Here is a 13,576-nt window from a genome sequence, read left to right as displayed (position 1 = left end):
TATGGAAAGGACTGTTTTGCGCGTTGACAAGTTTCGCATGCAGGATTAGGATAAATGCAGCACAGAAAGTGAAGGAGAGCATGTACTAATGACGATTCCCAAAACACTAACGATAGCCGGCTCCGACACAAGCGGCGGAGCAGGTATTCAGGCGGACCTGAAAACCTTTCAGGAGCTTGGCGTATATGGCATGACTGTACTGACTACCGTAGTTGCGATGGAACCTAGAACCTGGAACCATCTTGTATATCCTGTTGCGTTGGACGTGGTTGAGGCGCAGCTGCGTACTGTATTGGAAGGTATCGGTTTTGATGCAATGAAGACCGGGATGCTGGGTTCTGTAGATATCATCGAACTGGTTGCCAGCCATTTGAAAAAGCATGATCTGAAACGGATTGTGATTGACCCAGTGATGGTCTGCAAAGGCACGGATGAAGTGCTTCAGCCGGAAAATACAGAGGCCATGCTGGAATTGTTGATTCCTGGCGCTGATCTGGTAACACCGAACTTATTCGAGGCTTCACAGCTGGCGAAGAAAGGACCGATCACGACACTGGAGCAGATGCAGGAAGCGGCTGCTATTATCCACGAGCGTGGTGCTAAGCATGTGCTGATCAAGGACCGTGGCAAAATTCGCGCAGGTAAAGCGATGGATCTGCTGTATGACGGAATCACTTTTGACTGGTTTGAAGCGGATGTTGTACAAACCAACTTTACCCACGGTGCAGGCTGTACCACTTCGGCTGCGGTAACGGCTGGTTTGGCACAAGGGCTGACTGTACGTGAAGCTGTGGATCAGGCCAAGAAATTCATTACACAGGCCATTGAAGGTGGCTTCAAGCTAAATGAATTTGTCGGTCCGACCCTGCATGTGGCACACCGTTTGCAAAATCAATAAAGAGGACTTATAAATCTCCATTAGACTGTATATATATCAGGTTGGTATAGCCAACTATGTCTTCGTTATATAGCGTTAGATTAGGCTCAAAAGCCGCAATACATGGTATTGCGGCTTTTGAGGTTGTATTATTTTGGAATTCCAGCTTCCAGTTTGGTCTAATCGTACTGTATAATAGGCATCAGATTTATTACATTAAAGGGGGAAACGAAGCAATGACATTATTCAGCGAAATGGCTTACAGCCGACCAGTGCAACCTGAAATTGAACAGCGGTTTAAAACGCTGTTACAGCAGTTTCGTGAAGCGGACAGTGTAGAACGTCAAAATGAAGTTATTCATGCCATTAACAAGCTGCGTAGTAACGTGGAAACGCAATTGCAATTGGTGGAAGTTCGGCACTCCATTGATACGGAAGATGCTTTTTACAAAGCGGAGCAAGAGTACGCTGATGATTTCATGCCGGTTATCCAAGAGTATGTAACCGATTATTACCGGGCGTTGGTGGAGTCTCCATTTAGAGCTGAGTTGGAGAGCCAATGGGGGAGCCAGCTTTTCAGTATTGCCGAGGTGGCGCTCAAGTCGTTCCACCCGGATATCATTGAGGATTTGCAGCAGGAAAATAAGTTGACCTCGGAATATGCCCAATTAATTGCCTCAGCGAAGATCCCGTTCGAGGGTGAAGAACGCACATTGTCACAGCTCCTGCCATTTGAAATGGCAACCAACCGCGAGACACGCAAACAGGCCTCCGAGGCCAAGTATCAATTTATGAGTGAGCATGAGGACGAGCTGGATCGAATTTATGATGAATTGGTCAAGGTACGTACGCGCATGGCACACAAGCTGGGCTATGACAACTTTGTAGAATTGGGCTATGCCCGCTTGGGACGTACAGATTACAATGCAGAGATGGTAGCCAATTTCCGCGAGCAGGTGCTGAAGCACATCGTTCCTCTGGCAACCAAGCTGAAAGAGCGCCAACGCGAGCGGATCGGAGTAGATCAGCTCCGTTATTACGACGAGGGCTTCAACTTCTTGTCAGGCAATCCTACGCCAAAAGGTGACCCGGACTGGATTCTTCGTCATGGAGCGCGTATGTATGAGGAGCTTTCACCGGAAACACATGAATTTTTCAGTTTTATGGTCGAGCGTGAACTGATGGATTTAATCAGTAAAAAAGGCAAGCAAAGCGGAGGCTACTGTACATTTTTGAGCGAATATGGCACGCCATTTATTTTCTCCAATTTTAATGGGACATCCGGTGATATCGACGTATTGACTCATGAGGCAGGTCATGCCTTCCAGGTCTATGAAAGCCGACATTTTGAAATTCCCGAGTACCACTGGCCAACCATGGAGGCGGCTGAAATTCATTCGATGAGTATGGAGTTTTTCGCATGGCCTTGGATGAAGCTGTTCTTCGAGGAAGACACGGACAAATATCACTTTGAACACCTATCTTCATCGTTGCTGTTCGTGCCTTACGGTGTAGCCGTAGACGAATTCCAGCATGCCGTATATGAACACCCGGATTGGACACCGGCCGAACGTAAAAGTGCATGGCGTTCCATTGAACGCAAGTATAAACCGCATCTGGATTATGAAGGCAACGAGTACCTCGAAAAGGGCGGTTTCTGGCACAAGCAGGGACATATTTTTCAATCTCCGTTCTATTATATTGACTATACACTGGCACAATTGTGTGCATTCCAGTTTTGGAAACGCATGGGTGAAGACCGGGCAGCAGCATGGAAAGATTATTTGAAGCTGTGTCGTGCCGGAGGAAGCCGATCCTTTACCGGATTGGTTGAGCTGGCTGGATTGATCTCACCGTTCCAAGACGGCTGTATCGCCTCTGTGATCGGAGAAATCGAAGCATGGCTGAACAGCGTGGATGATAAAAAGCTATAAGCACAGCCCAAAAGGGTATTTCACTTACCTGTCTAGCTGAAAAGCTCGTAGATGAGATGCTTTTTTAAATGAAAGCAGAGCAGTTGCACGAAAAAAGCCGGGAACCTCTACATGATGTAGAAGTCCCGGCTTTGTGTTTATTTTAGAGTAAATATAACTTTATTCATGTTTGGTGTTGAGTGGTTTGAGATTGGCTTCAATTGATGCACGGCGCGGCTCCAAGAATGGAGGCAGTGCCAGAGATTCGCCCAGAAACTCCAGTTCCTCGTCGGTGTCAAAGCCAGGTCCATCGGTAGCCAATTCAAACAGAATGCCGTTCGGCTCACGGAAGTACAAGGAACGGAAGTAAAAGCGATCTACAAAACCAGAGTTGGAAATTTGCAGCTGACCAATACGCTCTACCCACTGTTTGAGCTCTTCCTCGGTTTCAACACGGAAAGCGACGTGATGCACACTGCCGCGTCCTGGTCGCTCTTGTGGCAGATCGTTGCGCTCTTCCAGATGAACTTCAGTTCCTGTACCGCCTTCACCTGTTTCGTAGATAACCACATCCGGTTGTCCAGCAACAGGGGAAGGGTAGGAGCCCTTTTTGCGGAAGCCCATAACCTGTTCAAGAATAAGAATGGTATTCTCCGCTTTGGGAATGGTCAGATGAACCGGACCAAGTCCAACGATGCCGTATTCCGCAGGGACAGGGCTCTTCTCCCAAGGCGTGCCGCCGCGCATTCCGTGATCATGCTCATCTGAAACGAGGAAGAAGCGTTGTCCTTCAAAATCCTCGAACGAAAGCGCCAAGCGTCCTGCTTGATCTATAATTTCGCCATGCTTCACATCCAGCTGCTCGAAGCGGTTTTTCCAATAATTCAGAGCCTTGTCGTTCGGTACCCGTAGGGAGAGCGCCGAAATGCTGTTATTCCCTGTACGCGTTTGTCCAGCATGTGGAATTTCAAAGAAAGTGACTTCCGTACCCGCGGTTCCGCGCTCATCTCCGTAAAAGAGGTGATACACACTAACATCGTCCTGGTTCACCGTTTTCTTGATCAACCGAAGTCCCAATACCTGAGTATAAAATTCAACATTTTTAGCCGCTGCCGCTGTAATCGCCGAAACGTGATGCAATCCTAACAATTTCATATTATTTGCCCTCCTTGGTTTTTATATGATTAGGTTTTTCAAAGCAAAATAAACCGTCGTTGTAAACTTTTCTTTATATTTATTATCTTGATATTAAGATATATTATTTTTGATTGTTTGTCAACATGAATTATGCGCTGGCTCCAAAGATGGAAAAATAGATACTCGATATTATGCAAAAGCAGATAGAATAAAGCATCATATAATCCAGCATAGAAATGAGCGTTTTATGATAAAAGGAGGGACTCGATGTATACAGAAAAGGATTTAACGATTAGGCCTGCTACAGAAGAAGACCTATATGCACTTTGGACACTAACTTACAAGGAAGAAGCACCGGAATGGAAGCAATGGGATGCACCCTACTATGAACATAAGACGCTTACTTTTGAGGAGTATTTAAAAGAGAAGAATAAGCGAGTCGAACAAGATGATTTTTGGCTCATTGAAGTGGAAGGCAAGGTCATTGGATCCGTGAGTTACTACTGGGAGCATAAGCCTTCGCTATGGCTTGAAATGGGGATAGGTATCTATGATTCGGGGTATTGGAGTGGTGGCTATGGTACGAGAGCACTTCGATTGTGGATCGACCATTTGTTTAATACATTGCCTCTAGTAAGAGTAGGCTTTACAACCTGGTCAGGAAACCATCGGATGATGAAGGTCGGGGAGAAGCTGGGCATGACCCTCGAAGCCAGGCTTCGCAAGTGCAGATATTATAATGGAAAGTATTATGATTCGATCCGAATGGGGCTTTTACGGGAAGAGTGGGAAGTGTGATTAAAATATAAAGTATAGAAGACTCGCAAGAAGGATCTTTTTTCAAAGAATCCCATCTTGCGAGTCAAAGTTTCAATGATTTGAATCGATCATTTTTGGAATGCGAAAGGTTACTGAGGACAATCGGCAAAAATAGTTAGCAATTCATCAGCATTTGGTCCAGTATCAACTTGTTGGGCAACGACTTTTCCATCTTTAATATATGCTAATGTTGGAGTAGCTTGTAAATTGATGTGATCTCTAAGAAATTGCCGAATGGCTGGTCCCCAGTCCCCACCATCCAGATTGTAATAATAGATGGGTTGTGATATACGCACAGAAAATTCTTTTAAAATGGGAGAGAATTCACGACAATCGGAGCAACTAGGTCTACCAATATAAAGGTAAAAACCTTCTCCCGAGTTGAATTTGTCCATGGTTTCATTCGCATTAAGTCTAGGTAAATCTTTTACATCATTCTCGTATTCTTCAACAGTCGGAATATTTTTATTTTGTTCTATAGTCGTAAAATTCTTATGTTTTGCAGCATAGTTAGTATCATTAGCAATGAAAAAGCTTGTCAAACACATACAGAATATAAAAGCTAGTTTGAACGGTAGAATTTTTCGGTTTTTTATCATAAGAAACCTCCACATTAATTTTTTGCCTGATACTAATTTTACGGACATATAATATTATTTTGATTATCACCTTCTTAAAATATTTATACGGAGCCTTAACAGACTATTGAGATTAATTGCTTCAGATAGCCTGTATTCTTAAGCTGTAGTTAATCTATGAATAAGGTTACTACAGTTGATCTACGTAAAAATATTACTGTAATAATCAGCGCATATTGTGTCATTTTGCGTCTTGCTGAATACTCTAGTAACTCGTAATTATAATGGTCAGCATTGAATTTCTAATACATTTTTATCGAAAATTTGCTTTTTATAGCATGAAATTGGTTATTTTATCACTTACACATTCTATATCAAACTAAAGTGCTAATTTATATATAGCATTCTACAAATTTGATAGGATAGGTGAAGACTATGTTTAACAACAAACAAGTAGTCATAATTGATACTGGAATGGATATGACGAATCAAAGTTTAAATAAACATGTTATAGATGGAGTGAGATTTCAATTTTCAGGAAACGAAATTATCGAGGATAATGATTTTCAGGATGACCATGGGCATGGAACATCTGTGGCAGATACGATTATGCAAGTTTTTAGTGAGGCTCAGTTTTACATCATAAAAATAGCAAATGAAGAAGGGAAAACGAGTACTAGACTCTTGCAGATGGCGTTGAAGAAATGCCTTAATCTGAATATTAAATATATATGCATAAGCATTTCGGTTACTTCAGAAGGATACTATCAGCAACTTAGCCAAATTACACAGCAGTTAGTAGATCAAAATAAACTTATTTTTGTATCTGTAAAAAATGGTAGTCAGAGTAGTTATCCAGCTAGTCTGCCTACTGTCATTGGTGTAAATGGGCAAATGTTTTGTTCAATTGAGTCATTTTTGTTTTCAAAAAGTAAAGAGATCCAAGCCGTATTTGATGAAGCTCCAATTTTTGTCTATACACTTGCCGAACGATTTGCCTTTTTTAAAGGTACCTCTAAAGCGAATGCTCTTTGTGTGGGGAGAAGTATGCAACTGATCTCTTCTGAGGTGACGAACTCTGTCATTTATAATAAAGATATCACGTTTTCAGAGGTTAATGATATTCTTGAACGCAGTGCTTTGGAATATGAGGTGACAGTACCTAAATTTAAACCCATCCTTGATGCTGACATTGATAGTAACTTAGTAAAAAAATTTGGCAAGTCTATAGAAAAAGCGATTTATGAAACCACTAATCTTGAAATTGACATCCATTCTTTATATAAGTTTCCCTTTATTTCTGAGTTAACGGGAATAACTTTTAGTAATTTTGATGATTTTTGGAGTAGCTTAGAAAAAGAGTTGAATCATACCTTAAACGATTATCACAATATACATATATTAAATGTATGTTCTCTTGCAGCATTGTTGAAGTACTTGGAGGAGCTAGGTATTTAATCAAATTAAGCTGTTTGAAATCTATATTTTTAGTATTTAAATAAAAACATAAAAATGTATTTATTTAGAAAAAAGTGTTGATTATAGAAAACTTGAAATGCTATACTATATATGTAATTAGTAAGCATTATATAATATATAAGGTTAACTTTGAAACTACATAATAAACCCGGCAAAGAGGGGATTGGAATTGTGCTGGGCATGACCGGAAATCATATTGTTCCTTGCAACTGAGAATTAATTCATTGATGTGAAGTTCATGAGTTAACCTATACACGATACTTTACAATTAAGAATAATTAATGTATGTAGGGATGTGATTGGATGTTAAACATTGCTCTGTGTGATGATACAAATGTAGAACTTGCCCGGGTGGAGAGGTTTACGTTAGAATATCCCTTTACTAAAGTAGAAGTAGATACTTTTGGAAGTGGGCAAAAGTTGCTGCAATATGTAGCTAAGAATAAAACGGAATACAATATTTATCTGCTTGATATTGAGATGGCGGATATGGATGGCATTAGTTTAGCCAAAAAAGTAAGAGAGTTTGACAATAAAGCTGTAATTATCTTTGTAACCAATTATGACGAATACATGCCAGATGTATTTAAAGTACAAACCTTTGATTACATACTGAAACCTGTGAATAAAGAAACCCTTTTTGAGGTTCTTCAAAGAGCTGATCACTATTTGCATAGTTCACATAGTTATTTTGAGTTTAGCTATGAACGAAATAAGCTCATTGTAAACGAAGATGAAATTATGTACTTTGAGAAAAGTGGAAGGGCTGCTTATATTTATACAGAGACAAAAGAATATAAGTGTAATCAGACAACTTCACAAATACTTGCTCAACTTGATCCGATGGCTTTCACTCAGGTTCATGCTTCGTATATCATTAACCTGAAATACGTTGTAGGAATAAAATGCGAAAATATTATGATGAAACGGATCGTAAATGGCGAAATTCAGGATACTTATTTGGAACTACCGATCAGTAGAAAGTATAAAAAAGATTTTAAACAAAAAATGATGAATTATATGAGGAAGAGATTCTAATTGGAAAGAGCCATGTTTGATTTTATACTCAATTCATTTGATATTTTCATCATAAGTAGATTTCTGAATAAAGTTTTATTTACTAAAAAGGGACTTTCGACGGAGAAAATCTGGCTGTTTACGATTGCATTAATAGGTCTGACAGTAGTCAGTATGTATTTTTTGAAAATAACATTTGATGTTATGCTAAATGTTGTTCCAGTGTTCACTGTACTTTGTTTTTACCCGAAAAATCATATAACAACAAAACTGTGTTGGGGTACAGTTGTAATTGCAATTGAAATCTTATCTGAAGGAGTATGTTACGCCATCATGAATGTTTGTTTTCCAAATGTACTCCTTACATCAGATAATGTATCTTATTATTACGAAGCGGGTGCTCTCCTCTCAAAAATCAGTAAATTTTCCTTTTTTTTATGGGTTCCTTTACTTTTTAAAATAGATGTTTCTCAAAGAGAAACTACTCTGCATTATTTATACATGTGTTTGTATGCAGTTCCTATCATAACTCTTTGCTTGTCGTGCAGTCATTTTGATTTGATCTTAAGATCAGGCAAGAACCCAAATGAGTGGTTAAGTGTAATTTCTATGATTGGTGTTTTATCGATCAATATCATCATGTTAATTATTTATGAACAATTAAGTCGAATGTACGGCGAAATCATAGAGCAGGAATTATTAAACTTCAATCTTAAAGCAGAAAATATTCATTATGATAATCTGGAAAAATCGCAAAAAGAAATTCGGAGAATCAAGCATGATATGAAAAATGAATTGTTGACCTTAAAAGGATTGTTGAAAGAAAATAACGTAGAGGCAGCAGAGGGGTTTATAGAAGGAATTCTCTCAGATATTAAATGTACTGAAACTCAGAAATACACACCCAACAATGTGCTTAATTACGTACTCACCGAGAAAATAAATTTAGCTACTAAAAAAAGTATTGTAGTGAACGTTGATAGTTTTCTTCCAGAAAAATTTTCTCTAAATAATAATATTATAGCCGTTGTTTTTGGTAATTTGCTGGATAATGCAATAGAGGGCTGTGACAAGGTGACTGAAGGTAAGAAAACAATGGATATAAAATTAAAATATCATGAAAAGCAGCTTTATATAGAGATTTCCAATACGTTTAATCCACTGTTTGTAAATAGTAATTTTATAAGTAATAAAAAGAATAGAAAAAATCATGGTTTTGGATTGAAAAGTGTCAAGCAGATTGTAAAAGAAAACTCAGGAATCCTGGATATAAGGACCGGGGGAGACCGGTTTTGCGTCAATATTATTTTATGGGACTTAGAATAGGAACCCAATTCGTGAAAGGGCGTAGACGCTTATGCAGCTACGTCCTGCTCCTGCATTACAACAATATTTGTTCATATTTACTCCCTAGTTCACTATCATGTGTAATTAATATGATGGTATGGTTGTACTTTAGATCATCTAATAGATCAATAAAGTTCTTTTTTACAACACCATCTAAATTTGAAGTGGGTTCATCAAAAATTAATACTTCTTTATTAGTATAGATATTCCGCAGTATCGAAATTAATTGCTGCTGTCCTCCTGATAAAGAAAAATTTTTACCGATTATTTGATCTTTTTTACTTTCTTCGATAAATTTCTTGGTATCCAATAATTCGATATATGAATTCAGCTGACTCATAGGGATACCCTGTTGCCCCAGAGTTATATTGTTAAAGATCGTATCTACATACATGACGGGTTCCTGGAAGCATATCCCTACTTTGCTGATAATATCTTTGCGTTTCCATTCTCTCATTTCCTTTTCGTTCACTAAGATATCACCTGTATAATTACAATTAATCTTGGTGAGTAATTTTAATAGTGTGCTTTTTCCTGCCCCGTTGCGTCCTGAAAGGCAATAAATATGATTTCCATGAACAGAGAACGAAACATCGGATAGCGCTTTTTCCAAACCGTTATAGCTATAACTTACATTTTTAAATTCTATGTCCATTTTATTTCACCTCTTCAGCTCTTATAATCGACTCAATTCTTTCGATTGATACTTTTGTCTGCTTCCAAGTGGCCACATAGTTTGTAACACTTTTGATCGGACTTATGATCTGATTTGAATAATAAACAAATACCGTCAGTACTCCCATACTTGTTTGGCCTTTCATTACTAAAATTGTACCCACCCCCAAAAGCAATACACTTCCAATAGAGGTAATGACAGAAGGGACAGTGGAAGCTACGATAATTGTATTGCTTCTCTGTCTATAAGCTTCAAGTGATTTTTCCTCTAAAGGCATGTACTTTCCCAAAATATAGTCTTTTATATCCATTCCAATAGAATATAAAAGTGATCCAAGCGTATGCCTAATATAAGAAATAGAGTCATCATAAGCATTCATGACTGCTTTTGTCTTGTGAGTAATTCTTTTATTAAAGAAAATTTGACTAATCATTGTTAGAAGCATGATCAAAAGTACAAGTGTAAATAATTTGTAGTTGAAAAAAAGCAATACAATACAAATAACAATTAGAAAAAGTAAGTTTGATATTAGCATAGGGATACCGTGGGATACTAATCTTTCGATGATTCCAATGTCGTTAATAAACAGGGAAAATAGCTTATCGCTGTTTGAAGTAATGGTCTCACCTGGCAAAACAAAAAACTTTTCTAACAACTTTTTTTTCATAGCATAAGAGATTCTTTTACCTAATTCGGCAAAAATGAATTCACAAAGTAAACTGCATAGGTGAGATAGAATAAATAAGCCTGTTGCTATTCCTATAAACTTCACAATTAAGGAGAGATCTTTGGATACTAGTCCAGAATCAACAATCTTACTTATGTATTGGGGAATTATCATGCTAAGTATTGTATCTAAAGCTTGAAAAACTAAAATAAGTACAATAAAAAGATAAAATTTATGAACTTCTTTAAAAATCCAATTATATTTTCTAAGCATAAAATTCCATTCCGCCCTTCTGATACAAATATATAAAGAAGCTACTTCTCATTCTACTATCGAATATCTAATAATTATATTTATGGTATAAATGACCTCTTTAATGTCGTGAAATACATCTATGTATACGTTTTTTACGGATGTAGCGCGTCTTTCTCTCATCCCCTCAAATACTCTAAAGAATCCATTGTTATTTAACTCTGATTATTATCAATTTATGGCATTAAAACATTAGATTATGACATAACAGTAAATATCAGAACAATTCATGATCTATTTAATAGAATGGAAAATGAATTTGGGATGTATGAGAGGAGAAAAAATCATGGTATATGTTTTAAATCCTTACTCACGTGAACTATTTCATAATCATCAAGTCATTATCGCGAATACAAAATCAGGAGCTTTTTTGAAAACCTCTAAATCTTATTATCTTGTGCTGAAGGATATGGTTAATAATGGGGAGATTGAGTCGTTATTAAGTCCTACCAAAAGTTCTCAACATGCTGATGTTATTCATAATTTAACAAGTCTCTTTTATGAATTGGTGAATATCAAATGTATTCTAACCGAAGAACAATTAACAAATATTCATGAGGAGGTCTTGGATGTTGTTTATCTAGGATTAACAAATAGATGTAATTTACACTGTAAACATTGCAGCGCTTCAGCGGATGCTCATTTTACCGATGCACTAACAACTGAAAAAGTGAAAGAAATCATTGATCAGATCGTCGTACTTAAACCCCAAGCCATCAATGTTACGGGTGGAGAGCCTATGATGCGATTAGATATCATGGAGCTTTTGGCGTACATAAAACAAACATTCAACGGAGCCATTTTGCTCTCTACCAATGGCCTTTTTATAACCCCAAAAAATGTGGAACAATTGATTAGGTATGTAGATAAGGTTTCCCTTAGTCTGGACGGTTATGATGAAGAAACTTGCGATCAAATTAGAGGCAAAGGTGTTTTTAGTAGAGTTCTAAAAAGTATAAAACTAATGCAAAGTAATGGGCTGAAAAAAATCGCATTATCAATGGTTATTACAAAATATACTTTTGATGGAGGTGAAGATAAATTCCTTGATTTGTGTGAAAAATTAGGTGTTAAACCTATTTTAAGAATCTTAACATCCGCTGGAAGGGCAGGAGAGAATAGTGAAGAGATTTTTCCCGAAAAGCCATTTGTAGATGATCTGACCTCTCAAGATGTTACCTGTCGACTTTGTTCACCAGGGAAAAGGGAGTTATTTATTGGAGGTAATGGGAAAATTTATCCTTGTGGGGGGTTGATGGATTCTGATGATTTTGTTTTAGGAAATGTATTTGATGATAATTTAATTGAATTAATGGCTAAAGGCAATCCAAAAGCAGATCATAATAAAATCGGATGTGTAAGACCATGGGAATTTGAACCCTGTAAGAACTGCAACGTTAATTTATTTTGCCATCACTGCATAAGCAACATCTACTATTTGCATCAAAACCAAGAGTTGTTCGATACCATTTGTCAAAAACAAAAGAAACAACTTCAAGAACTAGTTTGGAATAGCTAAATTTTTATTTAAGGAGAGTAATGCCATGAACTTCACATATTGGGTAACTGAAGATTGTAACTTGAAATGTAAATATTGTTATGTTAGTAAAGTACCAAAAATGATGAGTAGGGAAACGGCTGCAAAAGCTATTGATTTTACGGAAAAAAAGCTTGCAGCAAATCCTTTGGATCCTAAAGATAAAATACGCATAGCATTACATGGGGGGGAACCATTACTTAATTATCCGATCATTCGTTATCTAGTAGAAGAGTTAAAGCAAAAAATTCATGGCGAAGTTTCTTTTAGAATGACAACGAACGGCACCATTTATAATCAAGAAATACTTGATTATGTTTCTGAAAATATCCAATTAACAATTAGTTTGGATGGGAAGCAAGAAAGTCACGATATCAACAGAGTATACAGAAATGGGAAAGGAAGCTTCAATCGAGTGATTGAAACTCTTGACTACATTAATCATCAATCACATTTTTTTCGAGTAAGAATGACTGTTACACCTAATAATGTTTCATATTTTGCTGACAATTATATTTTCCTTTTTGAAAAAGGGTATCCGACTGTCAGCTTTGCGCTAGATGAAAGTAATCCGAATTGGAATAAAGAACTTATGAAAGTTTATCAAAAGAATCTTGACGAAATATTTTCATATATGGTGAATAAAGATATCATCAAAGCACAGTATTTTTTATATAATTTCAAAAACGCATATTTTCGGCCAAGAGGAACGTGCGATGGATGTCATAGCAGCTTTCATATTTCTAGTGCTGGGAATATTTATCCTTGTATTCTTGCAGTAGGCCACGAAGAATTTTCCATGGGGGATGTATTTTCTGATATAATTGAACATCGTTTGTCCAATTTAGATGTAATCAACCAAAAAGATCAAGGGGATTGTACAAAGTGTGCTATGTATAATAATTGTCGCAGCAAAATGTGTAAAATTATTAATAAAATCCAAACTGGAAATCATTATGAATCATCACCCGTATTTTGTGCAACTCAAAGGATACACTATTCAATAGTGAAGGAGTATGAATATATATTAAAAAACTTCGAGCTTCTTCTTTCTACCCACTGATTCCTCAGATGGGGACGGTGATATTATCCCCTTTGGGTAGAGAGTGTTAAAAGAGCACATATATGATGTGATCTGGCACTACTTTCTAAAGGGGATTTGTCATGGCCATCAAAGAACAGAAGTTTAGAATATACACACCAGAGTTCAAATTGAA

At 37.3% G+C, this 13,576-nt stretch carries 12 protein-coding genes; 8 read left to right on the top strand and 4 right to left on the bottom strand.

Annotated features, from left to right (window positions below):
* Positions 1 to 88: 88 nt before the first annotated feature.
* Together thiD and PPM_RS22615 are read left to right on the top strand one after the other, a co-directional pair.
* The gene (gene thiD / locus PPM_RS22620) at positions 89 to 898 is read left to right on the top strand and encodes a bifunctional hydroxymethylpyrimidine kinase/phosphomethylpyrimidine kinase (RefSeq protein WP_013373158.1); all 810 of its coding nucleotides are present in this window, start codon (positions 89 to 91) and stop codon (positions 896 to 898) included.
* 215 nt (positions 899 to 1,113) lie between these two features.
* A complete protein-coding gene (locus PPM_RS22615) occupies positions 1,114 to 2,811 on the top strand; it encodes a M3 family oligoendopeptidase (RefSeq protein ID WP_013373157.1) in 1,698 nt (565 codons plus the stop codon).
* Between the two features lie 159 nt (positions 2,812 to 2,970).
* On the opposite strand, the gene PPM_RS22610 is transcribed toward PPM_RS22615, so the two are convergent.
* Entirely contained in the window at positions 2,971 to 3,945 is a 975-nt protein-coding gene (locus tag PPM_RS22610; protein WP_013373156.1) for a ring-cleaving dioxygenase, read from the bottom strand.
* 249 nt (positions 3,946 to 4,194) lie between these two features.
* On the opposite strand from PPM_RS22610, the gene PPM_RS22605 reads away from it, so the two are divergent.
* Positions 4,195 to 4,725, top strand: coding sequence for a GNAT family N-acetyltransferase (locus tag PPM_RS22605; protein WP_013373155.1), 531 nt, complete (start codon positions 4,195 to 4,197; stop codon positions 4,723 to 4,725).
* Between the two features lie 110 nt (positions 4,726 to 4,835).
* Here PPM_RS22605 and PPM_RS22600 read toward each other — a convergent pair whose 3' ends face one another.
* On the bottom strand, positions 4,836 to 5,345 hold the full coding sequence (locus PPM_RS22600; protein ID WP_013373154.1) for a thiol reductase thioredoxin: 510 nt from the start codon (positions 5,343 to 5,345) through the stop codon (positions 4,836 to 4,838).
* A gap of 414 nt (positions 5,346 to 5,759) precedes the next feature.
* Here PPM_RS22600 and PPM_RS22595 point away from each other — a divergent pair, with 414 nt between their 5' ends.
* From PPM_RS22595 to PPM_RS22585, 3 genes are all read left to right on the top strand, one after another.
* Entirely contained in the window at positions 5,760 to 6,782 is a 1,023-nt protein-coding gene (locus PPM_RS22595) for a S8 family serine peptidase (protein ID WP_013373153.1), read from the top strand.
* Between the two features lie 324 nt (positions 6,783 to 7,106).
* Positions 7,107 to 7,841 carry a LytR/AlgR family response regulator transcription factor gene (locus PPM_RS22590; RefSeq protein ID WP_013373152.1) on the top strand — a complete coding sequence of 245 codons (735 nt, stop codon included), beginning with the start codon at positions 7,107 to 7,109 and terminating at the stop codon, positions 7,839 to 7,841.
* Positions 7,842 to 9,146 carry a sensor histidine kinase gene (locus PPM_RS22585; RefSeq protein WP_013373151.1) on the top strand — a complete coding sequence of 435 codons (1,305 nt, stop codon included), beginning with the start codon at positions 7,842 to 7,844 and terminating at the stop codon, positions 9,144 to 9,146.
* 55 nt (positions 9,147 to 9,201) lie between these two features.
* On the opposite strand, the gene PPM_RS22580 is transcribed toward PPM_RS22585, so the two are convergent.
* Positions 9,202 to 9,822 (bottom strand): ABC transporter ATP-binding protein, encoded by a 621-nt coding sequence (locus PPM_RS22580; protein WP_013373150.1) that lies wholly within the window; start codon positions 9,820 to 9,822, stop codon positions 9,202 to 9,204.
* Position 9,823: 1 nt separating this feature from the next.
* On the bottom strand, positions 9,824 to 10,783 hold the full coding sequence (locus tag PPM_RS22575) for an ABC transporter transmembrane domain-containing protein (protein ID WP_013373149.1): 960 nt from the start codon (positions 10,781 to 10,783) through the stop codon (positions 9,824 to 9,826).
* Positions 10,784 to 11,108: 325 nt separating this feature from the next.
* Between PPM_RS22575 and PPM_RS22570 the strand changes: the two genes are divergently transcribed.
* Both PPM_RS22570 and PPM_RS22565 read left to right on the top strand, forming a co-directional pair.
* Positions 11,109 to 12,341, top strand: a complete 1,233-nt coding sequence (locus PPM_RS22570) for a radical SAM/SPASM domain-containing protein (RefSeq protein WP_013373148.1) — start codon at positions 11,109 to 11,111, stop codon at positions 12,339 to 12,341.
* 25 nt (positions 12,342 to 12,366) lie between these two features.
* Positions 12,367 to 13,422, top strand: a complete 1,056-nt coding sequence (locus tag PPM_RS22565) for a radical SAM/SPASM domain-containing protein (RefSeq protein ID WP_013373147.1) — start codon at positions 12,367 to 12,369, stop codon at positions 13,420 to 13,422.
* Positions 13,423 to 13,576 lie beyond the last annotated feature (154 nt).

Origin of the sequence: Paenibacillus polymyxa M1 (assembly GCF_000237325.1) — a bacterium.
Taxonomy (GTDB): Bacteria; Bacillota; Bacilli; order Paenibacillales; family Paenibacillaceae; genus Paenibacillus; species Paenibacillus polymyxa_C.
The sequence above is the reverse complement of the archived record's forward strand: the minus strand, read 5'-3'. Positions and strand labels throughout refer to the sequence as shown.